The 23477-nt window shown below is 70.7% G+C and carries 17 protein-coding genes; 11 read left to right on the forward strand and 6 right to left on the reverse strand.

Translation table 11 applies throughout. The features are described from left to right. Positions 1-18: 18 nt before the first annotated feature. A complete protein-coding gene (locus tag ACZ5ID_RS04525; RefSeq protein WP_468893365.1) occupies positions 19-1467 on the reverse strand; it encodes an NCS2 family permease in 1449 nt (482 codons plus the stop codon). 236 nt (positions 1468-1703) lie between these two features. On the opposite strand from ACZ5ID_RS04525, the gene ACZ5ID_RS04530 reads away from it, so the two are divergent. Both ACZ5ID_RS04530 and ACZ5ID_RS04535 read left to right on the forward strand, forming a co-directional pair. After that, the gene (locus tag ACZ5ID_RS04530; RefSeq protein ID WP_406556891.1) at positions 1704-1976 is read left to right on the forward strand and encodes a DUF2530 domain-containing protein; all 273 of its coding nucleotides are present in this window, start codon (positions 1704-1706) and stop codon (positions 1974-1976) included. A gap of 143 nt (positions 1977-2119) precedes the next feature. After that, positions 2120-4537 (forward strand): HAD-IC family P-type ATPase, encoded by a 2418-nt coding sequence (locus ACZ5ID_RS04535; RefSeq protein ID WP_468893367.1) that lies wholly within the window; start codon positions 2120-2122, stop codon positions 4535-4537. A gap of 388 nt (positions 4538-4925) precedes the next feature. Here the strand turns inward: ACZ5ID_RS04535 and ACZ5ID_RS04540 are convergent, their stop codons facing one another. Both ACZ5ID_RS04540 and ACZ5ID_RS04545 read right to left on the reverse strand, forming a co-directional pair. Beyond that, entirely contained in the window at positions 4926-8024 is a 3099-nt protein-coding gene (locus ACZ5ID_RS04540; RefSeq protein ID WP_468894177.1) for a sacsin N-terminal ATP-binding-like domain-containing protein, read from the reverse strand. A gap of 325 nt (positions 8025-8349) precedes the next feature. Next, complete coding sequence (locus ACZ5ID_RS04545) at positions 8350-9261, reverse strand: DUF3027 domain-containing protein (RefSeq protein ID WP_468893369.1); 912 nt, start codon at positions 9259-9261, stop codon at positions 8350-8352. A gap of 291 nt (positions 9262-9552) precedes the next feature. Here ACZ5ID_RS04545 and ACZ5ID_RS04550 point away from each other — a divergent pair, with 291 nt between their 5' ends. The 4 genes from ACZ5ID_RS04550 to ACZ5ID_RS04565 are packed head-to-tail and all read left to right on the forward strand — an operon-like array spanning position 9553 to position 12911. Further along, positions 9553-10899, forward strand: coding sequence for an MFS transporter (locus ACZ5ID_RS04550; protein ID WP_468893371.1), 1347 nt, complete (start codon positions 9553-9555; stop codon positions 10897-10899). A gap of 27 nt (positions 10900-10926) precedes the next feature. Continuing rightward, positions 10927-11421 carry a DUF2771 domain-containing protein gene (locus ACZ5ID_RS04555; RefSeq protein WP_468893373.1) on the forward strand — a complete coding sequence of 165 codons (495 nt, stop codon included), beginning with the start codon at positions 10927-10929 and terminating at the stop codon, positions 11419-11421. A gap of 1 nt (position 11422) precedes the next feature. Continuing rightward, positions 11423-12061 (forward strand): futalosine hydrolase, encoded by a 639-nt coding sequence (locus ACZ5ID_RS04560; RefSeq protein WP_468893374.1) that lies wholly within the window; start codon positions 11423-11425, stop codon positions 12059-12061. Next, entirely contained in the window at positions 12054-12911 is an 858-nt protein-coding gene (locus ACZ5ID_RS04565; protein ID WP_468893376.1) for a 1,4-dihydroxy-6-naphthoate synthase, read from the forward strand. Before ACZ5ID_RS04560 ends, ACZ5ID_RS04565 begins: the two co-directional genes overlap by 8 nt. A 21-nt stretch (positions 12912-12932) precedes the next feature. On the opposite strand, the gene ACZ5ID_RS04570 is transcribed toward ACZ5ID_RS04565, so the two are convergent. Then, the gene (locus tag ACZ5ID_RS04570; RefSeq protein ID WP_067162767.1) at positions 12933-13316 is read right to left on the reverse strand and encodes a cold-shock protein; all 384 of its coding nucleotides are present in this window, start codon (positions 13314-13316) and stop codon (positions 12933-12935) included. Positions 13317-13489: 173 nt separating this feature from the next. Between ACZ5ID_RS04570 and ACZ5ID_RS04575 the strand changes: the two genes are divergently transcribed. Then, on the forward strand, positions 13490-13738 hold the full coding sequence (locus ACZ5ID_RS04575; protein ID WP_406555777.1) for a hypothetical protein: 249 nt from the start codon (positions 13490-13492) through the stop codon (positions 13736-13738). Here ACZ5ID_RS04575 and ACZ5ID_RS04580 read toward each other — a convergent pair. Beyond that, positions 13735-14367 (reverse strand): HAD family hydrolase, encoded by a 633-nt coding sequence (locus ACZ5ID_RS04580; protein WP_468893379.1) that lies wholly within the window; start codon positions 14365-14367, stop codon positions 13735-13737. The two genes, ACZ5ID_RS04575 and ACZ5ID_RS04580, sit on opposite strands and share 4 nt — an antisense overlap. Positions 14368-14987: 620 nt before the next feature. Continuing rightward, entirely contained in the window at positions 14988-16010 is a 1023-nt protein-coding gene (locus ACZ5ID_RS04585) for a hypothetical protein (protein WP_468893381.1), read from the reverse strand. An 81-nt stretch (positions 16011-16091) separates the two neighbouring features. Between ACZ5ID_RS04585 and ACZ5ID_RS04590 the strand changes: the two genes are divergently transcribed. The 4 genes from ACZ5ID_RS04590 to ACZ5ID_RS04605 all read left to right on the forward strand — a co-directional run bounded on the left by ACZ5ID_RS04590 (position 16092) and on the right by ACZ5ID_RS04605 (position 23271). Continuing rightward, positions 16092-18725, forward strand: coding sequence for a helicase-associated domain-containing protein (locus ACZ5ID_RS04590; RefSeq protein ID WP_468893383.1), 2634 nt, complete (start codon positions 16092-16094; stop codon positions 18723-18725). Between the two features lie 1030 nt (positions 18726-19755). Further along, on the forward strand, positions 19756-20349 hold the full coding sequence (locus tag ACZ5ID_RS04595; RefSeq protein WP_468893385.1) for an ABC-three component system protein: 594 nt from the start codon (positions 19756-19758) through the stop codon (positions 20347-20349). Between the two features lie 212 nt (positions 20350-20561). Further along, positions 20562-22292, forward strand: a complete 1731-nt coding sequence (locus ACZ5ID_RS04600; RefSeq protein ID WP_468893387.1) for a DUF2326 domain-containing protein — start codon at positions 20562-20564, stop codon at positions 22290-22292. Between the two features lie 235 nt (positions 22293-22527). Then, a complete protein-coding gene (locus tag ACZ5ID_RS04605; protein ID WP_468893389.1) occupies positions 22528-23271 on the forward strand; it encodes a Shedu immune nuclease family protein in 744 nt (247 codons plus the stop codon). Positions 23272-23477: the final 206 nt, after the last annotated feature.

Consider the following 23477-nt stretch of genomic DNA (forward strand, 5'->3'; position numbering starts at 1 on the left):
CACCCCGCGCGGGGCCGGTCAGGTCAGGTCGAGCGCCGGCATCAGGTAGTAGAAGGCGAACACCGCCGAGACGACGTACATCGCCACCGGAACCTCACGCCCGCGGCCCGCCACCAGGCGCAGCACCGTGAAGGTGAGGAAGCCCATGCCGATGCCGTTGGTGATCGAGTACGTGAACGGCATCATCACCATCGTCACGAACGCCGGGATCGCGATCGTCCAGTCGTCCCAGTCGATCTGCCGGACCGAGCCGGACAGGATCAGGAAGCCCACCGCCAGCAGCGCCGGGGTGGCCGCCTGAGACGGGACCATGGTGGCGAGCGGGGTCAGGAAGAGCGCGACGGTGAACAGACCGCCGGTGACCACGTTCGCGAGGCCGGTGCGCGCGCCCTCGCCGACGCCCGCCGTGGACTCCACGAAGCAGGTGGTGGCCGAGGAGGACGAGGCGCCGCCCGCCGCGACCGCGATGCCGTCCACGAACAGCACCCGGTTGATGCCCGGCATGTTGCCCTCGGCGTCGGTCAGCCCGGCCTCGTCGCTGATGCCCATGATCGTGCCCATGGCGTCGAAGAAGCACGACAGCAGCACGGTGAAGACGAACAGGACGCCGGTCAGCACCCCGACCTTGTCGAAGCCGCCGAACAGGCTGACCTTGCCGACCAGCCCGAAGTCGGGGCTGGCGACCGGGTTGCCGGGCCACGTCGGGGTGGTCAGGCCCCAGGACGGAACGGTGGTCACCGCGTTGATGATCATCGCGACGCCGGTCATCACCACGATGGAGATGAGGATCGCGCCGGGCGTCTTGCGGACCAGCAGCGCCAGGGTGAGCAGGACGCCGAGCACGAAGACCAGGACCGGCCAGCCCAGCAGATGGCCGTTGCCGCCGAGCTGGAGCGGGACGGTGGTGTGGGCGGCGTCCGGGATACGGGAGACGAAGCCCGAGTCGACCAGGCCGATCAGCATGATGAACAGGCCGATGCCGATGGCGATGCCCTTGCGCAGCCCCAGCGGCACCGCGTTCATCACGCGCTCGCGCAGCCCGGTGGCGACCAGGAGCATCACCACGAAGCCCGCGAGGACGACCATGCCCATCGCATCGGGCCAGCTCATCCGGGGCGCCAGCTGGAGGGCGACCACGGTGTTGACCCCGAGGCCCGCGGCGAGCGCGATCGGCACATTGCCGATGACGCCCATCAGCAGCGTGGTGAAGGCGGCGGTCAGCACGGTGGCGGTGACCAGCTGGCCGCCGTCGAGCTGATGCCCGTACATGTCCTTCGCACTGCCGAGGATGATCGGGTTCAGCACGATGATGTACGCCATCGCGAAGAAGGTGGCGAAGCCGCCGCGGACCTCCCGGGCGACCGTGGAACCGCGCTCGGAGATCTTGAAGTACCGGTCCAGGGCGTTGGCCGGGGGCTTCGGGGCGGGCTGGGGGGCTTCGACCTCGGCGGTGGCCGACGGGGACATGCGGAACCTCAGTCGTGAGACGGGGCGGGGAGCGGGAGCTGCGCACTGCGTAAGCGGCTTTACCCGAACTTCTTTGGACGTTTCAACGAACAAAACGAGTCAGCCGTAAGCCGTTTCAGTATGAATACATAAGTCGAAGATCGCTATCTCCGCGCGTAGACACAAGGGGCGCCCGGGTCGCGGAAGGCCGTCGGCGGTCCGCCGGGGCGGTACGGGCGTCCCCCTACACTGATCGCATGGAGAAGTGGACCCCGAAGCACGAGGCGCCGGAGCCCCTGGAAGGGCCGGTCGTCGCCACCATCACCGGCGGCACGATCCTCTGGTTCGTCCTCTTCCTGGTCCAGCTGCCCTTCTACGGCTGGTTCGACGACCACGGCCATCTGTGGTGGGTGTGGACGTGCCTGGCCGGCGGCGGTCTCGGTCTGATCGGCATCTGGTACGTACGGGGGCGCGACGCGGCCCTCAAGCGGCACGCGGCAGAGCGGGACGCGGCGGCCGGGACGCCGTGAGGGGCTGGGGCAGCAGACGGGCCGGCGCGGTAGGAGGCGGCACGGGCGGGCATACCGCCGCAGGACCATTCGTCTCCTCCCCTGGTCTGATGTTCGACGTTCCCGGCAGGTGAAGCGGGAATTCCCCCCGTACCGTCGAAAACATGACGCAGCGCGCCAATATCGACGCCGGGGCGGAACTCGACCCCGTCCACCCCGTGCCGCCGCCCGTGGCGTCCGGCCGGGCGACCGGTCTGACCACCGCCGAAGTCGCCGAACGCGTCGCCCGGGGCGAGGTCAACGACGTACCGCTGCGCAGCAGCCGCTCCACCGCCGAGATCGTCCGCGCCAACGTCTTCACCCGCTTCAACGCGATCATCGGCGTGCTGTGGGTGGTCATGCTCTTCGTGGCGCCGCTCCAGGACAGCCTGTTCGGCTTCGTGATCATCGCCAACACGGGCATCGGCATCATCCAGGAGCTGCGCGCCAAGAAGACCCTGGACGGGCTCGCGGTCATCGGCGAGGCCAAGCCGACGGTCCGGCGCGACGGGACCGGCGCCGAGATCTCCACCTCCGAGATCGTCCTCGGCGACCTGGTGGAGCTCGGGCCGGGCGACCGGGTCGTGGTCGACGGCGAGGTGGTGGAGGCCGACGGCCTGGAGATCGACGAGTCGCTGCTGACCGGCGAGGCCGACCCGGTCCTCAAGAAGCCCGGCGACCGCATGATGTCCGGGTCGTTCGTGGTCGCGGGCGGCGGCGCGTTCACCGCGACGAAGGTCGGACGCGAGGCGTACGCGGCGCAGCTCGCGGAGGAGGCCAGCCGCTTCACCCTGGTCCACTCCGAGCTGCGCTCGGGCATCTCGATGATCCTCAAGTACGTGACCTGGCTGATGGTCCCGACCTCGATCGGCCTGGTGATCAGCCAGCTCGTGGTCAAGGACGACGACTTCAAGCAGTCGGTCGCGTACACGGTGGGCGGCATCGTCCCGATGATCCCCGAGGGCCTTGTGCTGCTCACCTCGGTCGCCTTCGCGATCGGGGTGATCCGGCTCGGCCGCAAGCAGTGCCTGGTGCAGGAGCTCCCCGCGATCGAGGGCCTCGCGCGCGTGGACGTGGTCTGCCTCGACAAGACCGGGACGCTCACCGAGGGCGGCATGGACGTCACCGAGCTGCGGCCCCTGGGCGGCGCCGACGAGGCGTACGTACGCAAGGTGCTCGGCGCGCTCGGCGAGTCCGACCCGCGTCCCAACGCCTCGCTCCAGGCGGTCATCGACGCGTATCCGGACAGCGAGGAGTGGCGGTGCACGGAGTCGCTGCCGTTCTCCTCGGCGCGCAAGTACAGCGGGGCGGCGTTCAGCGAGGGCGACGGGGAGAACTCGACGTGGCTCCTGGGCGCGCCGGACGTCCTGCTGCCGGCGGACGATCCGTCCCTCGCGGAGGTCGACTCCCTCAACGAACAGGGCCTGCGCGTCCTGCTGCTGGCCCGCGCCCGGCGCGAGCTCGACGACCCGCGGGTGGCGACGGACACGCGGGCGACGGCGCTGGTGGTGCTGGAGCAGCGGCTGCGGCCGGACGCGGGTGACACCCTGCGCTACTTCGAGGAGCAGGACGTCCACGCGAAGGTCATCTCCGGGGACAACGCGGTGTCGGTGGGCGCGGTGGCCGGCAAGCTGGGCCTGCCGGGCGCGCAGCACGCGGTGGACGCGCGCGAGCTGCCGGAGGGGCGCGCGGAGATGGCGTCCGTCCTGGACGAGAACGCGGTGTTCGGGCGGGTGTCGCCGCAGCAGAAGCGGGACATGGTGGCGGCGCTCCAGTCCCGCGGGCACACGGTGGCGATGACGGGCGACGGCGTCAACGACGTCCTGGCCCTCAAGGACGCGGACATCGGCGTCTCCATGGGGTCGGGTTCGGAGGCGACGCGGGCGGTCGCCCAGATCGTCCTGCTGGACAACAGCTTCGCCACCCTGCCGTCGGTGGTGGCGGAGGGGCGCCGGGTCATCGGGAACATCACGCGGGTGGCGACGCTGTTCCTGGTGAAGACGGTGTACTCGGTACTGCTGGCGCTCCTCGTGGTGTGCACACAGGTGGAGTACCTGTTCCTGCCGCGCCATCTGACGATGCTGTCCACGCTGACGATCGGCATCCCGGCGTTCTTCCTGGCGCTGGCCCCCAACACGGAACGGGCCCAGCCGCATTTCGTACGGCGCGTGATGCGGTACGCGATCCCCGGCGGGGTGATCGCGGCGGTGACCACCTTCGCCACGTATCTGCTGGCGCGGCACTACTACGACGGGCCGGGCGCCCGCGAGGCCGAGACCAGCGCGGCGACGCTGACGCTGTTCCTGGTGTCGATGTGGGTCCTGGCGATCGTCGCCCGGCCGTACACCTGGTGGCGGATAGCCCTCGTGGCGTCGATGGGCCTCGCCTTCCTCCTGGTCCTGGCGGTCCCCTGGCTCCAGACGTTCTTCGCCCTGCGCCTGGTGGGGACGACATTGCCGTGGGTCGCGGTGGGGATCGCGGTGGTGGGGGCTGTGGGGTTGGAGGGGGCGTGGAGGTGGGTGGGGAGGAAGTGGGCGGAGTAGGGGGCAGCGGACCGTCTGTGGCCGAACGCGCAGTTCCCCGCGCCCCTGTCGGCCGGGGGTTCGTCTGCGGGCCGTGGGTGGCTGGTCGCGCAGTTCCCCGCGCCCCTTATCGGGCCGGGACTTCGCCTGCGGGTCGGCTTCGGTTGCTCGCGCAGTTCCCCGCGCCCCTAAAGGCCCGTGGCCGAGCCAACTGCTCCGGCTGCGGCCGGACCCCTCAGGGGCGCGGGGAACTGCGCGACCGGCCCACCACCGGCCCGCGGACGAAAAACCCGGGGACCCGCAGCGCTGGGGCGCAGCCCCGCGTCGTTCAGGGGCGCGGGGAACTGCGCGACCGGCCCGCCACCGGCCCGCGGACGAAAGAAGGGGGCCCGGGGCGTAGCCCCGGGGGCTAGTCGAACCAGCGCGCTCGTGCCAGTTCGCCCGTCCGGGACGGGTCCTCCAGCAACGCCCCCACCTCGAACCGCCGCGGCCACTGCCCCGCCGCCCACGCCAGCCCCGCCGCGACCCCCTCCAGCGTCGCCGCGTGCACCGTCCCGTCCGGCGCCCGGTGCCAGTCCAGCTCGACCCCGCCCGCCAGCAGCTCCTCGTGCTCGACGTAACTCGACGGCGTCCCGGGCCCGAGCAGGACCCGGACCGCCTCCGGGACCGACCGCTCGGTCCCGACGCTCGTCACCTCCGCCGAGGCGGTCTCGCCCAGGCTCCGCACCTGGAGCAGCTCCGCCAGCTCGGCCGCCCGCGCCGGGGCGACCGGCAGCAGCGGCACCCCGGACGCCAGCGGCAGCAGATCCGGCGCGTCCGCCACCAGCGCGTCCGCCGCGTCCACGACCCGTACCTCCCCGTCCACCACCGCCCGCAGCTCGTCGGGGAGCGTCACCTGCTCGGGGTCGAGGTCGGCCAGCGCCGTGTACAGGGCGTGCAGTTGCGCGTCCGAGACCGGGCGGTCCGGGTCCGCGAGGCGGGCCAGGAGTTCGGCCGCGCCGCCGGGCTCGTCGAGCAGCGCCGCCACCGACGTACGGACACCGAGCGCCCGCAGCACCTGCTCGTCGTCGAAGCCGGTCGCGTCGGCGGACTCGTACAGACCGGCGAGCAGCGGGTCGGACCCGGCCGCACGCAGGCCCGCCGGGCGGCGTCCGCCCAGGACGGGGTGGCCGCGCAGCCACCACGCCGTGTACGGGCGGACCGACTCGGTCGTACCGTCCGGCAGCAGGATGCGTACGGGCTGGGTCAGCGCGTCCCGCAGCGGCGGCTGCGCGAGCAGCGCGAGGGCCCGCGGCCAGGCGTCGTCGTCGACGAGGTCGAGGTCGCGCACGGCGACGATCTCGGTGGCCACCGGCGGCACGGGCGTGTGCGGCAGCCGGTCGAGGACGTCCTCGCACCACACGTCGACCGCGTCGAGCAGACCGGCGTCGTCGGGCTCGGCGAAGTCGCCCTCGCGGGGCTCCAGTTCGTCCGGGTCGAGGACCACATCGGTGGCGCGGACCAGCGCGAACGTGGCCAGCACCCCGCACGCGGCGAGCGGCTGCTCGCCCCAGCGGGCCGCCAGTTCGCGGTCCACCTCGGCGAGTTCGCCGGGCCGGATGACGGCGGCGAAGGCGCTGCCGGGCAGCACGAGTTCACCCGCGGGGGCGAGTTCGCCGTCCTCGTCGGGCAGGGCGAGCGCGCCGAGCCACGGCTCCTCGCCGGGTTCGAGCGCGGCGTCCCGCACCAGCGTCAGTACGTTCTCGGCGAGTTCGTCGGCGTCGAGACCGTCCTCGTCCCAGATCTCGCCGCTGTCCAGCGAGGCGGCGACGGCGGCCCGCACCTGCGGGGTGGTCAGCACGGCCCGGGGGGTGGCGGGCAGGGCGCCCAGCTTCTCCAGGAGGGGGTGCGCGGCGTCCGCGTGCGCGACCTTCAGGCCGAGGCGGGTGAGGTCGGCGGGGGTGTCGGCCAGCGGCAGCAGGATCTGGCGCGGGCCGATGGCGGTGCGCCCGTCGCTCAGCGGCACCGGGAGCCCCGAGAGGCGGTCCGGGTCCACCCCGGCCAGCGTGTCGTAGAGCCGGTGCCACCACGACGGGTCGCGTTCCGCGCCGCCGATGCGCTCGATGGCGTCCCCGAGCGGCAGCCGCCCGACGCCGAGGGTGCGCAGCTCGGCCCGGCGCTCCAGGCCCGCGGGCAGCAGCGTGGGCAGCACCTCGGCCAGCACCCGCACGGTGTCGGCGCCCGCGCCCTCGACCACCTCGGCCTCGAACGGCCGCAGCGCGGGCAGCTCCTCGGAGGGCGCGGCCGGGGCGAGGAAGGCGACCCGGGGCAGCCGCTCCAGGATCGCCGCGCGCAGCGCCCCGTCCAGCTCGCCCCGCCCGAGCGGGCCGGGTACGAGGTCGACGGTGCCGGTCGAGACGGGCTCCCAGTCGCCGAGCAGCCGGGCGTACGCGTCGGCGGCGCGCTCCACCAGGAAGTCCGTCAGCGGGCCCGGGGCCGGGTGGCGCCGGGCGGTGTCCAGCGGCAGCGAGGCGATGAGCAGGGCGGGCAGGCCGAGGGGCTCGTCGGTGGGGGTCGGGGCGTGGACGACCGGGGCGGTACGGGGTCGTCGGGGGGCGCCGTCCAGGTCGACGGGGACGGCCCAGGTGACCGACCAGTGGGGCCGCAGCCGCTCCTCGACGGGCCGGTCGGCGAGCAGGTCCGCGCCGAGGGCGCCGCCCGCGCTCTCGACCCGCCAGCGGTTGGCCCCGTCCCGGGTGTCGTCGATGTGGACGTATCCGTCGTGCTCGGAGCGGCGCAGTACGCGGGCGCCGTCGGGGGTCTCGACGACGACCTCGACGAGGCCGGGCAGGGTGAGGAGCAGGGCGTCGTCGACGGCGGCGAGGAGCCTGCGCACGAGGTCCTCGGCGGGCTCGTCGCGCAGCGGCAGCACCACGACGGTGTCGTACCCCTCCGGCGCGCCGCCCTCGGCGGGCAGCGGCAGCCTGAGCAGGGGTACGTGGCCGTCGCGGCGGCGCAGTTCGTCACCGAGGCCGGGGCTGAAGCGGGCGGCCTCGGCGGCGAGGTCGCGGGCCTCGGCGAGCGACCAGCGGACGCCGCCGGTGCGGCCGACGACGGCGGGCTCGTCGCTGACGGCGAGGACGGCGGCGAAACCGACGCCGAACCGTCCGACGGCGGTGCCGGCGTCGCCCCGCTTGGCGGAGGCGCGCAGGGTGGAGAGCGACTCGACGCCGGTGGCGTCCAGGGGGGTGCCGGTGTTGGCGGCGGCGAGGACGGACTGCTCGCCGGGGGCACCGGGGTGCAGGGTGAGCCGCAGCCGGCCCGGGACGCCGGCGCGGGCGGCGGCGTCGGCGGCGTTCTGGGCGAGCTCGACGACGAGGCGGTCGCGGTAGCCGCCGAGGGCGAGGTCCTCCTCGGCGTTGGCGTCCTCGCGGAAGCGGGTGGGGGTGGCGGCCCAGGCGTCCACCACGCCGCGCCGTAGCCGCGCCGTTCCGAAGGGGTCGGGCCCTTGGTCCGCCGTCGCCTTCACGATCACGCCGCACTCCGCTTCTTGCGTCCACCGCATCGGTAACCCTGGGCCCGAAGGTACCGCGTCCCCGCCCCCCGGGCGCCGCGCGCCCCCTCCCGGGCCGGGGGTTCGTCCGCGGGCCGGTGGTGGGCTGCTCGCGCAGTTCCCCGCGCCCCTAAAAGCCTCCGGCCGAGCCAACTGCTCCGGCTGCGGCCGACCCCCTCAGGGGCGCGGGGAACTGCGCGAGCAACCCACCACGACCCGCAGCCAAGAACCGGGCGCGGTCCGCAGGCGGAGGAAGGCTGAAGAAGGGGGCCGGGCGCAGCCCCGGGAAGTCAGGGGGGCGTCACGAGTGGCCCAGGTCCTCCGACTCAGCGTCCGCCGCCCCCAACCCCACCGACCCACTGTCCCCCGCGGGACGCAACGGCAACGCATCCGCCCCCAACGTGTCCAGCACCGGCGCCGACGGCCGCGGCGGCTTCGGCATGACCGCCGCCTCCGAGTGGCCGCCGCAGCCGTAGGACAGGGACACGACACGCCCGTCCGCGGGGCTGAACTCGTTCGCGCAGACCCCGAAGGCCTGCCGCAGCGACCCGGCCAGCGGGACCAGGAAGGCGCACGACACGCAGGAGGCCGGCGCCGCCTGCGCCATCGGGGTCTTCGCGCCGAACGACTCGTCCCAGCGGTCCGCCGCCGCGTGCAGCCCGTACCGGGACAGCACGCGCGCCCGGCGCATGCCGAGCTCCTCGGCCACCGCCGCGATCGAGCCGCGCGCGGTGCCGGGGCGGGCCACCAGCTCCGCGTCCTCGGCCTCGACCCGCTCGGCCATCTCCTCGGAGACGGCGGAGTTCGGCGGCGGGGCGTCCTCCCCGGTGTAGCCGGGCTCCAGGCGCAGATCGTCCGCCTCGGTGGGCAGCAGATCGCCGGGACCCATGTCCCCGGGGCGCAGCCGCTCGCTCCACGGCACCCATTCGGGCGCCTGGAGCGCGTCGGGCCCGGGCAGCAGGACCGTCTCGTCGAGCGTGACCAGTTTCGCGCGGGAGGCCCGCGCGACGGTCACCGCCCAGCGCCAGCCCCGGTACCCCGGCTCCTTGCACTCGAAGAAGTGCGTGACGACCCGGTCGCCCTCGGCCACCACCGATACGTGCTCTCCGACCACGCCGGGGTGCGCGGCCTCCTCGGCCGCCTCCCGGGCGAGGTCGACCGCTTCGGCGCACAGGCGGTCGGGGGTACGGCTTCGCGTCGTCGCAGCACTCACAGGTCTCGCTTCTCTCCTACGCCGTCTCACGGGTGCGCCGGGGACCGCGTACGTACGAGTCGCGGACGGAGCGGACCAGGGGGCCGCGTCGACGTCCGCGCCCGGGCCGTGAACTGATCAGGGGCGCGCCTTTCGCCATCCATTCTGCGGGATCGCGGAGAGGCGCGCGGCCATGAGCAGCCGCGGGCGGCGCGCCTGTCACGCTACCCCCTTCCCGGCCCCTGGCCCACCTGCCGGTCCGAATCCCTGTCGGTACGTCATGGTCAGACGGGGTTGGGGCACTATGACTGCGTGGCTACCGCGAGGTCCGTCGACACGGCCGGTCCCCTCCGCAGGGCGGGGCGGACGGTCGGCCGAGCGCTGCATCTGCCCATCACGGGCACCGCACGTTCCATCCGAAAGGCGACACACGCCCATGGCGCCGGTGAGTCGGGCCTGGGCAAACTCATCGAGCTGCATGCCGTGAACGGCGCCGGTGACGTCATGATCACCGTCGCCCTGGCGTCCACCGTGTTCTTCTCCGTCCCCACCGACCAGGCCCGCGGCCGGGTCGCGCTGTATCTGGCGATCACCATGGCCCCGTTCACCCTGCTGGCCCCGGTGATCGGCCCGCTGCTCGACCGGATGCCGCACGGCCGGCGCGCCGCGATGGCGGGCGCCATGCTGGCGCGGGCGCTCCTCGCGCTCACCATGTCGGGCGCGGTCGCCACCGGCGGTCTGGAGCTGTATCCGGCGGCGCTCGGCGTCCTGGTGGCGTCGAAGGCGTACGGGGTGGTGCGCAGCGCGGTCGTGCCCCGGCTGCTGCCACCGGGGTTCTCGCTGGTCAAAGCCAATTCGAGAGTCACACTCGCGGGGCTGCTCGCGACGGCGGCGGCGGCCCCCGTCGGCGCCGGGCTCCAGCATGTCGGGCCCGAGTGGCCGCTCTACGGGGCGTTCTGCCTCTTCGTGGCGGGGACGTTCCTGGCCTTCACCCTCGACCACAAGGTCGACTCCGCCAAGGGCGAGAGCAAGGCCGGCCTGGTCGACCGTGCCGGCCGCAAACCGGGGCTGAGCTCGGTCGGCTCGTCGGTGCGCAGCGGACTGATCGCCAACGCGGCCCTGCGCGCCCTCTCCGGCTTCCTGATCTTCTTCCTGGCGTTCCTGCTGCGCGAGCACCCGCTCTCCGGGCAGAGCGCCGCCGTGTCGCTGGGCGTGGTCGGCGTCTCGGCGGGTGTGGGCAACGCGCTGGGCACGGCGGCCGGCTCGATGCTGCGCTCCCGGGGCCCGGAGGTCATCATCGTGGCGGCGCTGCTGGCCGCGCTGGGCGCGGCGGCGTGCGCGGCGGCGTTCTTCAGCGGGGTGCTGATGGCGGTGCTCGGGGCGACCGCGGGCTTCACCCAGGCGCTGGCCAAGCTGTCCCTGGACGCGATGCTCCAGCGCGATGTGCCCGAGGAGGTGCGCACCTCCGCGTTCGCCCGCTCGGAGACCGCGCTCCAGATGTCGTGGGTGCTCGGCGGTGCCATAGGGATCGTGCTGCCGCTCAACGGCGTGCTGGGGATGTCGGTCGCCGCGGGTCTGCTCGGGGTGGGCGCGGTCACGTCCGTACGGGGGCTGCTGAGCTCGTCGCGGCGCGGCACACCACACCCGCGCGTGGCGTGATCTCGGGGGACCGATAGCCTTCGGCTCATGACCGCCTCGTTCACCTCCGGTAAGGCCCGCCGGGCCGGCATCGCCCTGGGCGCTGTCTCCGTCGGCCTCCTCGTCCTCTCCGCCTGCGACAAGCCGACGCCCCTCGCGACCGTGACGGTCGGGACGACGTCGGTGACCGCCGAGGCCGCCTGCCGCAACGACGGCAAGGTGCTCTCCGAGGAGAAGCTCACCACCTGCCTGAGCAGCGTGAAGACCTCGAAGACGATCAAGTACTCGCCGGGCTCGACCCTGCGTCTGGGGGTTGACCCGGACGTGGTGGAGCACGGCAACAAGTGGGTCGCGGTCCTCGACGGCAACCCGATCACCGAGCCGTCCAACAAGACCTACCGCTCGTTCCCGAACGCGGACGTCTTCGCGACGGGCGGGCAGACCGCCGCGCCCAAGAGCAAGAAGATCAACATCATTCAGGTCAACGAGGACAACAAGCCCAAGTCGGTCTGGAGCTTCACGCTCAAGCGCGACGACAGCTGACATGCGCGTCCTGGTCGTGACCGCCGTCCCCGCCGAGCGGGACGCGGTCACGAGGGCGTGCCCGGCGGGCGCGGACGTCCTCGTGGGGGGCGTGGGCCCCGCCTCGGCCGCCGCCGCCACCGCCGCCGCCCTGGCCCGTGCCCCGTACGGCCTGGTCGTCTCCGCCGGGATCGGGGGCGGGTTCCCGTCCGCCGTGCCCGTCGGCGGCCTCGTGGTGGCGTCCCGGATCGTCGCCGCCGACCTCGGGGCCGACACGCCCGAGGGATATCTGGATGTCGAGGCGCTCGGGTTCGGGCGCTCCACCCATCTGCCTCCCGAGCCGCTCGCGCGGGCGGTCGCCGGGGCCACCGGCGCCGTCCACGGGCCCGTCCTCACCGTCTCCACCGTCACCGGCACCGCCGCCCGCGCCGCCGAGCTCGCGGCCCGGCACCCCGGGGCCGCCGCCGAGGCGATGGAGGGCTTCGGGGTCGCGGAGGCCGCGGCCCAGCAGGGGGTTCCCGTGCTGGAGATCCGGGCCGTCTCCAACGCCGTGGGGCCGCGCGACCGTTCCGCCTGGCGGATCGGGGACGCGCTCACCGCACTCACCGACGCCTTCGGGAAGCTCCCGCCCGTACTGGAGAGTTGGAACGGTCATGACTGAGCCGCTGCGCATCGCCTACTCGCCCTGCCCCAACGACACGTTCGTCTTCGACGCCTGGGCGCACGGCCGCGTCCCGGGCGCGCCGGAGCTCGACGTCACCTTCGCGGACATCGACATCACCAACGGCATCGCCGAACGCGGTCCCGGCGACGGCGGCTTCGACCTGCTGAAGGTGTCGTACGCCGTGCTGCCCTGGGTCCTCGACGACTACGCGCTGCTGCCCTGCGGCGGGGCGCTCGGGCGCGGCTGCGGCCCGCTGGTGCTCACCCGCGAGCCCGGTGTGGACCTCACCGGCCGGACGGTCGCCGTGCCGAGCGAGCGCTCGACGGCATATCTGCTCTTCCGGCTCTGGGCGGCCGACGTGCTGCCCGGCGGCGTCGGCAAGGTCGTCGTGATGCCGTTCCACGAGATCATGCCCGCCGTGCGCGACGGCCGGGTGGACGCCGGACTCGTCATCCACGAGGCCCGCTTCACCTACCAGGAGTACGGGCTGCACTCGCTCGCCGACATGGGCGAGCACTGGGAGTCGACGACCGGGCTGCCCATCCCGCTGGGCGCGATCATCGCCCGCCGCTCGCTGGGCGAGGAGCGGCTGCGCGAGCTCGCCGAGACCGTCCGGACCTCCGTCCGCATGGCCTGGGACGACCCGGAGGCCTCCCGGCCGTACGTACGCGAGCACGCCCAGGAGATGGACCCGGCGGTGGCCGACCAGCACATCGGGCTGTACGTCAACGAGTTCACCCACGATCTGGGCGAGGACGGCTACGCGGCGGTGCGGGGGCTGCTGACGCGGGCCGCGGCCGAGGGGCTGGTGCCTCCGCTCGGCCGCGACGCGCTCAGGTTCGCCTGAAATTCGCCTGAAATCCGGCGGTCAGACGTCGAGCTGGTCCGCCACCGCCCGCAGCAGTCCGGCGATCTTCTTGCCCGCGGCCTTGTCGGGGTAGCGCCCGCGCTCCAGCATCGGCGTGATGTTCTCCAGCAGGGTCGTCAGGTCCTGGACGATGGAGGCCAGTTCGTCCGGCTTGCGGCGCTGGGCCGCGGCGACCGAGGGGGCCGGGTCGAGAACGGTCACCGAGAGAGCCTGGTCACCGCGCTGGCCGGCAACGACGCCGAACTCGACGCGCTGGCCGGGCTTGAGTGTCTCGACCCCGGAGGGGAGCACGGACGAGTGGACGAAGACGTCACCGCCGTCGTCGCGGGAGAGAAAGCCGAAGCCCTTCTCGCTGTTGAACCATTTGACCTTGCCGGTAGGCACGTCTGTCCTCGTCCTCGTACTCGTCGTCGGGTGCTCGGGGCGCCGCGGAAAACGGCTCTGGATAGCACGGCAGCGGGTCGCCTTCGGACCCGCCGGGACCAAGGCTAATGGTCCAGAGGCTGCTGACAAGACGTCCCGGCGGGTCCTTACGGGCAGGGAACTACCCTGACCGAGTGAGTAACGAAACCCAAGCGAATTCGGCCAGGGACGAGTCGAACAGCGGCGACCGGCTGGTTCGCGCCGGTGTCATCGTCTTCTTCGTCGGCGCGCTCGCCACGCTGGTCACGGTGGCGCCGCTGTTCCTGCACACCTCCCCGTTCCCGCCCGTCGCGTACGCGGTGTGCATGCTGATGGGGGTCGGCTTCCTCATCGCCGCGGCGGGTGTGGTGCGGTCAGTGCGGGCGGGGCGCGGGGCGGCCTAGGTCCGCTCCTGGGCGCCGACGTACGCCTTCAACCACGGGCGGAACTCCGTGAGGTCGGCGAGGACGACGTCCGCGCCCGCCTCGCGCAGCTCCCGCGCGCCGATCGGGCCGGTCGGCACGGCCACCGAGAGCGCTCCGGCGGCGTGGGCGCCGCGGACGTCGCCGGTGTGGTCGCCGACGTACACCGAGGCGCCGTGCGCGCGCAGCGCCTCCGCCTTGGCCTCCGCCCACAGCCCGCCGATGAGCTCGTCGGGCTCCAGCCCGAGGTGGGTGAGGTGCAGGGCGGCCTGCGGCCGGTTCTTGGCGGTCACCACGACGGCGCGCCCGCCGAGCTCCTGGACGGCGCGTATCGCGTCGGCGGCGCCGGGGAGGGCGTGGGTGGGTTCGATGGCGTACGTGGGGTACAGCTCGCGGTACCGCGCGGCCATCTCCGGGACGCGGTCCTCGGGGAACCAGTGGCTCAGCTCCCACTCCAGCGGGGGGCCGAGACGGCTGACGGCGGCGTCGGCGTCGATGGGGGTGCGGGTGTCCTCGGCGAGGCGGGTGTAGCAGGCGTGGATGCCGGGGCGGGAGTCGATGAGGGTCATGTCCAGGTCGAATCCGACGGTGGGGGTTGCCATGGGCCCCATTGTGGGGCCGGATTTCCCCCACCCCGCCCTCTTCCCTGAACCCTCCGGGGGTGGGGGGCAGGTGCACGTCTCCCGGGGGCTGCGCCCCGGGCCCCCTCTTTCGTCCGCGGACCGTGCTGGGCCGCTCGCGCAGTTCCCCGCGCCCCTGGGGGCCCGGGCCACACCCGGAACATTCGGCTCGCCCCCAGGCTTTGAGGGGCGCGACCAGCCACCCACAACCCGCAGCCGAAGCCCGGCCCGACAGGGGCGCGAGGAACTGCGCGAGCAACCCTCCACCGACCCGCGGCCGAAGTCCGGGCCCTGAAGGGGCGCGGGGAACTGCGCGACCAGCACACCACCGACCCGCAGACGAACCCCCGGCCCTGAAGGGGCGCGGGGAACTGCGCGACCAGCACACCACCGACCCGCAGCCGAAGCCCGGCCCGACAGGGGCGCGGGGAACTGCGCGAGCAACCCACCACCCACCCGCAGACGAACCCCGGGCCAAAAAGGGGCGCGGGGAACTGCGCGAGCAACCCACCACCCACCCGCAGACGAACCCCGGGCCAAAAAGGGGCGCGGGGAACTGCGCGAGCAACCCTCCACCGGGCCGCAGACGTACCCCGGGTCACAGCAAAGCCTCAGCGCCGACGCCCACCCCGCCACACCAAGAACGCCGCCGACCCCAGCGCAGCACCCCGCACCACCCACGGCCACACCCCCGCCACCGCGTCCCCCATCGCCCCGTCCGCGATCGGCGAGCCCCAGCGGCCGTCCTGGCGGCCCCACAGCCATACCGCCCCGGCCGCCACCGACAGGCCGGGCAGGCCCAGTACCGCCCACTTCGTCTCCGCGGGCGTCAGACGGCGCGACACGTACGCCAGGAGCCAGCCGCCGCCCAGCGCGAGCCAGTTGCCGAGGGCCGCGCCCACCACCAGCAGCGCCGCGGCGAGCATCAGGAGCGGACTGGAGAAGCCGGGGCGGGGAAGCGCGGTCCGCCAACTCCTCGACGGGGCGGGCGGCTCCTCGACGGCCCCGACGGCCCCGACGGCCCCGACCGCCTCGACGGACGCCTCGGCATCCCGCGCCTTCGCCGCTTCCTCCGCCTTCGTCACGTCCTGCGGAGGCCGCAGTATCTCCGGGATCTCCACCCCGCCCACGAACCCCGCCACCGACTCCCCCGGGCCACCCCCGAACGGGCCCGGTTCGATCCGCCACCAGTCCGGCTCGCCCTCCGAGGGGCCGAGTTCGTCCATGCCCGCCAGGTGCGGCGGCGACGCGGCCGTCACCGGCGGGGGCGGGGGCGGGGCAGGAGCCGGGGGCGGCGACGACTCGCGCGGGCGCGGGAAGATCTGGCGGCGGCCCCGGCCCCCGTCCCGCTGCCCCGGCACCCCCCGCCCCGCCGTCTCCACCTCCGGCGGCGCCTCGTACGCACCGGCCGTCGAGACGGACTCCACCACCTCGTCCGGCGTACCGAGCCGCCCCAGGATCCGGCGCACCGCCGCCGGGGAGTCGGCGCCGAACTTCGCCCGTCTGCGGTCGATCTCGTCGCGCAGCCCGGACACCAGCCGCATCCGTGCCGCGGAGGGCAACTGCCGCCGCTGGGCCAGGTCGCCGACCCGGCTCAGATAGTCGTAGACCAGCTGGTCGCTCTCGATCCCCACACCGTTCCCCTCCGTGCCCCGCCGGGGCCCGCCGCCGCCTCCCTGCCCTGACGGTAGCGCGCAGCGGCTACCGTGGGGCGGATGGGGACCGGCGAGCGCGACCAGGAGGCGCACGTGTCCGAAGCACCGACCGGAGCGGGTGGAGTGAGCGGACCCGGCGACCACGCGGCCCACACCGGCCACGCCACCGACGCCGCCGCCACCGACGCCGCCGCCACCAGCACCGGTGCCGCCACCACCGGCGCCGCCGGCGGCACCCGCGTGCCCGCCGCCCCCCGCACCCTCGCCGAAGCACTCCGTGCGCGCCCCGACTCCTCCCTCGCCGCGCTCCTGCGCGCCCGGCCCGATCTGCTCACCCCCGTACCGAACGACCTGACCCAGCTGGCCACCCGCGCCGCGACACGGGCCTCGGTCGTGCGGGCGCTGGAGCGGCTCGACCGGTTCGCGCTCCAGACCGCGCAGGCGCTGGCCGTGGCGCCCGACCCGGCGCCCTACCCCGTCCTGCTCGCGCTCCTGGCGGGCGACGAGGGCGACGCGGCCGTCGAGGCGGCGCTGCCGGGGGCGCTCGCCGGGCTGCGCGAGCAGGCGCTGGTGTGGGGGACCGACGAGCGGCTGCGGCTGGTGCGCACCGCCCGCGAGCTGCTGGCGCCCTCCCCCGCGCACCCCTCCCCCACCGGCCTCGGCCCGACCGTCGCCGAGGCCACGGCCGGGATGTCGCCGGGGCGGGTGCAGGAGATCCTCCGGGCGGCCGGGCTGCCCGCCACCCATGACCCCGTCTCCGCCGTCGCCGCGCTGACCTCGCTCTTCACCGACCGGACGCGGATGTCGGCGCTGCTGGACACCGCCCCGCCGGAGGCGCTGGGGGTGCTCGACCGGCTGGTGTGGGGGCCGCCGTACGGCGAGGTGTCGGCCGATCCGGCGCCGCCCGTGCGCTGGCTGCGCGACCACGGGCTGCTGCTGCCGACCTCGGCGCGCACGGTCGTCCTGCCGCGCGAGGCCGCCCTGCATCTGCGCGCCGGGCGCGCGCACCGGGCGCCCGAGCCGGTGGCGCCCGCCGTCGCGCCGGCCCGGGAGTACAAGCCGCAGGTGGTGGACTCCGCCGCGGCCGGACAGGCGCTGACCGCGCTGACCATGGTCGAGGACCTGCTGGCCGAGTGGAACGAGGGCGGGCCCGCCGTGCTGCGCGCGGGCGGTCTGAGCGTGCGTGACCTGAAAAGGACCGCCCTGGCCCTGGACACCACCGAGCAGGCCGCCGCTTTCTGGCTCGAACTCGCCTACGCGGCCGGGCTGCTGGCGTCCGACGGGGAGGCCGACGAGCGGTACGCGCCGACGCCCGCGTACGACGACTGGCTGGACCTGCCGCCCGCCGAGCGGTGGTCGCGGCTGGCCGCCGCGTGGCTCACCGCGACCCGTACGCCCGGCCTGGTCGGCGATCAGGACGCCCGCGCCCGCACGCTCGCGGCCCTCGGCCCCGACCTGGACCGCTCCCCCGCCCCGGAGGTACGCCACCGGGTGCTGGCCCTGCTCGCGCTGCTGCCCGAGGGGACCGCGCCCGACCCCGAGACGCTGCTCGCCCGGCTGCGCTGGGAGCACCCGGCCCGCTCCGGCCCCGAGGACCTGCGGCCCCGGCTGGCCCGGTGGACGCTGGCCGAGGCGGAGTGGCTGGGCGTGACGGGCCGGGGCGCGCTCGCCGCGCACGGGCGGGCGCTGCTCGCCGCGGCCGACGGCACCGCGAAGGCGCCCCGGTCCGGCGCCACCACCGCGTCGCCCGGCCTCGCGGCTGCCGCCGCGCTCGCGCCGCACCTGCCAGAGCCCGTGGACCACGTCCTGCTCCAGGCCGACCTGACCGCCGTAGCGCCCGGCCCGCTGCGGCGCCCGCTCGCCGCGACGCTGAACGTGCTGGCGGACATCGAGTCGAAGGGCGGCGCGACGGTGTACCGGTTCACGCCCGCCTCGGTGCGCCGCGCCCTCGACGCCGGGCAGGCCGCCTCCGATCTGCACGCCTTCCTCGCCGCGCACAGCGCCACGCCCGTCCCGCAGCCGCTCAGCTACCTCATCGACGACGTGGCACGCCGCCACGGGCACCTCCGGGTCGGCGCGGCCTCGGCGTATGTGCGCTGCGACGACGACGCGCTGCTCGACGAGATCGTCGCGGACAAGCGGTCCGCGGGGCTCCGGCTGCGCCGGCTCGCCCCGACCGTGCTCGCCGCCCAGGCCGACCCCGCCGCCCTCCTCGAAGGGCTGCGCGCGATGGGGTACGCCCCGGCCGCCGAGTCCGCCGAGGGCGATGTGGTGATCACCCGCGCCGACACCCGCCGCACCCCGCCCCGTACCGCTCCCGCGCCCGTGCCGGAGGGCCCGCCGCTGCCCGACGAGACCTTGCTCGGCGCGGCGGTCCGGGCGATCCGGGCGGGCGACGAGGCCGCCACGGTCGTCCGCAAGGAGGCGCCGCGCGCCGCCCACGCCGAACCGGGCGGGCTGCCGCGCACCACGGCCGCCGAGACGCTGGCCACCGTCCAGGCCGCGGTGATGACCGGCTCGGCCCTGTGGATCGGCTACGTCAACGCCGACGGCGCCGCCAGCCAGCGGGTGATCGCGCCGGTGCGGGTGGAGGGCGGTTTCGTGACGGCGTACGACCACACGGCCGACGAGGTCCGCACCTATCCCCTGCACCGGATCACCGGCGTCGCGGAACTGGCGGACGACCCGGCCTGACACGCACGGCCCCTCATCGCGCCCGGCTGAGGCACACTGGAGGTTTGGCACCTGCGGAGGGATGTAGGTACGTGAACGGGCCACTGATCGTCCATACGATCAAGCGCGGTGCACACACTAACGGATAGATCCGAGCTGTGAAGTGGCTTGCCTGATCAGTGCGGCAATCCAGACCCGCTGCGGAACCACCGACGTTGTTGCGGAGCGAATGGGAGGTCTGCCTTGGGTGGGGAACGATGATCACTGACCAAGCCATCGACCTTCTGATCCGTAGGATCGGGCGGGCAGTTGTGCCGGGGGTCCGCCGACCTAGCAACTGATCGCCGGCGGCCGTGATCAACGGCCTCTGTGTGCCGTCGTTGCCGTCAGGGCTGCCGTCAGCGCTGAACGATGGCACCGACCAGCGCGACTCCCAGCATGTGCCGGGCTCCAGGCCCTGCCCGGCTTGGGAGTAGCAACTTTCTCTACAGGTTCAAGGCGGCTCGCTCCGCTCCCCGCGCGCGACCCGGCCGACGCCCGGGCCGCGCTCAGAGCAATCAGCCGCCTGACGTCAGAGAAGGGGTACGTCGTGGCTGGGGCGGTCGGCTCCATGACTTTAGCCACCTCCCCGGTCCGGGTCCCGCGTCGAGCAAGACCAGGGGGCCACTCGTGCACATTGCGGTCAGGCCCAAAGCCTGCCCGAGTTGGCAGCCAGCGTACGGCCCCCTGGCCATGCTCAACCCCAGATCGGGCAGGCCAGCGGCCAAACCCGCTCCGCCGACCTAACGCTTGCACCTCTACAGCGAGCGCAAGATCTCATACCCTGTAGGTAAGCAAAGGACGACGACGGGGAGAAATCGTGGCTCGTGATCCGGTTCCACCAGCACAAGCCAAGATCGTAATCCAACGGAGCGGCGACAGGTGCGCGTACCCAGAGTGCGGAATCGCACTGAGTATCGATGCGCAAGTTACCGCAGATCAGCATAAGGCCGTTGGTAAAGTCGCTCATATTTGCGCAGCTAGCAAAGGCGGCCCTCGGTACGACTCGAATATGACGCCAGAGGAGCGAGGTAGCGCAGAAAATCTAATTTATCTCTGCGGCCCTCATCATGATGTAATTGATACGCAGCTCAATTACCACACGACGGACTTGCTCCGCGATATCAAAAGAAAGCACGAACGAACTGTCGCCCGCGCCATGGCGCACGCAATGGGACAGGTCGGATTTGAGCATCTGGAAATCGTTTGCAAATTCCTCGGGACATCAAAGTCAAAAACTGATGACAAAATAGTGATCCCAATCGACATAAAGCAGAAAGTGGACTTGAACGGACTTGGCCCCGTGGCTGAGGAGAGAATAAAGGTAGGGCTGGCCAAGTCTGACGAGGTAGCGGATTTTATTACCGCAATCTCAAATATGCGCCCAAGCTTCGGCAACATTCTGGCTGCGCGATTCAAGCAGGAATACTATGCGGGAATCGCTCAAGGCCTGGAGCGCGACGAACTTTTCGAATACATATGTGCAGCTGCACTTGAACATGCTGGACCCGTTGAATCTGACACGCTTCGGGCCGCAACTCTCGCCACCGTCGCCCACCTATTTCAGATATGCGAGCTCTTCGAGCATGAGTCTCCTGCTGCCTAATCGCTATGTTAAGACATCCAGTAGCCTGGCACTGCATGCCGCAAGGCTGTACAGGCGACTGGAACCCACGTCATCGGTAGCTTCCGCCTGGGCGGCATACAAAGCCATCTACCCAGATCTCCCTTTCGAGCGCTTCGCTTTGACTCTGGATGTCCTAGTGGCGCTGCGCCTGTTGAATTTTGACGGCGACTTCTTGCACAAGGCGGCGAACAATGCTGCGTAAAATCAGCGCCAACATTAAATCCTTTGAGCCCATCACATTCAAGCCCGGTTTTAATGTTATTCTAGCGGCTAAAGCTCCTGGAGCTACGGATAAACACAGCAGAAACGCGCGGGGAAAAACGACACTAATCCAAGCGATCGGCTATTGCCTCGGTGGAAATTTGCCGAAACCGTTGGCACCCTTGGGACCCGCCGGCTGGGAGTTCACGCTCGACCTCGATATGTTCAATGGCGTCGTCTCTGCTACGCGTCGCGTCCAGGGTGGTACGCGCGTGCATCTGCGATATCCGCCTGAGTTGGCAACCACGCTACGGCCATACATGGATGACCGATCGACTGTCTCAGTTGATGACTGGAAGTACCTTCTTGGTTTGAGTCTCTTCGCCTTGGACCGTGTGGCTGAAGCTGGCGACCGAGCTATCTCCCCCCGAACTCTCCTGTCCTATGTGATCCGAACAGACGCCGTCAAGGATCCACTAAAAATTATCCCTCAGCAGCCCGCTTGGAGCTCTAGGGAGCACGTAGCCTACCTGCTAAACCTAAATTGGGAGCTTGTGCGGGATTTGTCTCTCTTGGAAGAAGAGGCTGAAACCTATAAAGCAATTGCGAAAGCCACTAAGAAAAATCTTCTCCCCAGGGCTCTACGGCCAGAGCCAGAACTAATGCTTGAGTTGGCGGAGGCTCAACGCGAACTAGACGAATTGAAGGCGCGTGTCTCCGGTTTCCAAGTAGTAGAAGATCCGCAAGGGTTGATCGCCCGGGCGGATCGAATCACCGAAGACCTAAAAGAACTTCGCAACGATGCTGTCGTTGACAGAAGGATGATCCAACTCTATGCAACATCCCTAGAAGAGGAACCACAAAACTCATATGAGGAAATGGAAGTATCCGACCTATATGTCGAAATGCAGCGGGCCTTTACACCTGAGGCGTTGCGCAGCTTGGAAGCAGTCACCGAGTTTCACCAGCAGTTGATGGGCAACAGGCGCAGGTTCCTATCATCGGAGCTCGAAAGGCTACGCAACCAGCAGTCCGTCCGTGATGCGCGCATAAGAGAGCTCACAGAATCTCGCAACTCGATTCTTGCAGTTATCGATGCCGGCGGGGCTCTAGAGGAGCTCTCCGCACTCCAGGCTGAAGCGAACAGGGCTGCTGCGAAGGTAGCTGAGATTGAAAATGCTCTTGCAACTGTCCGAGACGTAGCGCAAGCGCAGGAGGACATCCGCCTCAAGCGCGCGCAGCTACGAACGGAGACCGCGCGCGACCTAAATCATAGTCGCCGAAAGCTTGATTCCGTGGCATCACGTTTCGACCGCATGATGCAAGAGCTCTACGGAGTCGGCGGCGTTCTCACGGCCGAGGTCGATGATCTCGGCTACAAGTTCACCTTGAAGGTGTCCACTTCAGCCAGTGGGGGCGTCACCAGGATGCAATTGCTCTGCTTTGACTTGACACTACTCGCTGAAGGGGTAGATACCAAACATCATCCTGGTTTCCTAGTTCATGACTCAGTTGTGTTCGATGGAGTCGATCCGCGTCAGGTGTCCGCAGGGATCAGTCTTGTCAATGAAACAATTTGCTCGTCTGGCGGCCAGTATATTTGCACGATGAACAACAATGACGTACCTCTTACCGTCCGAAACTCAGACTGGTTTCAAAATGGCATACGGCGGACTGTCCTGGACACCGAAGAGGGTGGGATCTTGGGTACGCGCTTCTGACCTCCACGCCAGTGCAACATTCACAACTATGTAGCGGCATGAGGGAGACATGGAAATCAGGATGGCACGTCGTCGACCTATCCCGCAGTCGGTTATCAAGGAGGTGTTCTCCCAGGCTGGTGGAAGGTGCATGTTTCCCGGGTGTCCACCCCTGATCCTCGAAAATGGGATGCCGCTCCTAGAAATTGCTCACATCTCTTCAATAGCTCCCGGCGGGCCGCGGTACCACAGTGATATGACTCTGGACGAACGAGGCAGTATTGACAACGTAATTGTACTCTGCCCAACCCATCATGCGTATGTGGATAAAAGTCCAGAAACATACACAGTCGAAGCACTCAAGAAGATGCGAGCCGAGCACGTCTCTCGAATAGGTCACGCTCTCTCAGAGAACGAACGAACAGCAACCACTTCTCGCCTCGTGGAATCGCTAAGTATATGGCGGAACAATCGCAATAACCCGAGTGAGGAATACTGGCAAACCTTCCTAAGCAGCCGTCCCGAGGTCTTGGCGCTAGCCTTGGAAGGAAGGGCTTACACACTGAGAAGCAAGTGCTATGTGGGTGGAAAGTCGGTCGATAACTCTGGCGGCAATGTACTGGATTTCCTTGCCAGTCATGCGGGAAACGTCGCACTTGTCGAAATCAAAACACCAGCAACTAAGTTGCTTGCCTCGCCCAAATATCGGGGAAATGTATATGCCCCATCTCGCGAACTCGCAGGGTCATGCGTCCAGGTGCTGGAATATCGACACAGCCTTGTATCCAACCTTCCTGGCTTGGCATTCCATACGCCGGGACTGCGAGCTGCGAACCCTCTCGGCATTGTCATCAGTGGCGATCTGGAAGCAGAAAATTTGGATGAAAGTCAACGTCGATCGTTCGAACTGTACAGATCCAGTTTTCGCGACCTTAAAGTTCTTACTTATGACGAGCTGTTCGCTGGCATCGAGATGCTGTTGAACGCGCTGAAAGACTGATTTCGGCTACACCGCTCTTTTCGTCGATCTCCGAATCCGCTTGAGCGCCGAGAAGGTGGTGTCCCAGGAGGGCAGGCCGATTGCGGAATCGGCCGGTCAGCCACGGTCAACAAGGGCGTCTGGCGGTTGAGTTGCTGGACATCTCACCAGTCATCGAAGCCGAAGGACACCGGCATGACACCCCAGCCGTTCTCCTAAAGCGGTGC

The sequence above is a fragment of the Streptomyces sp. NPDC031670 genome, assembly GCF_055580545.1.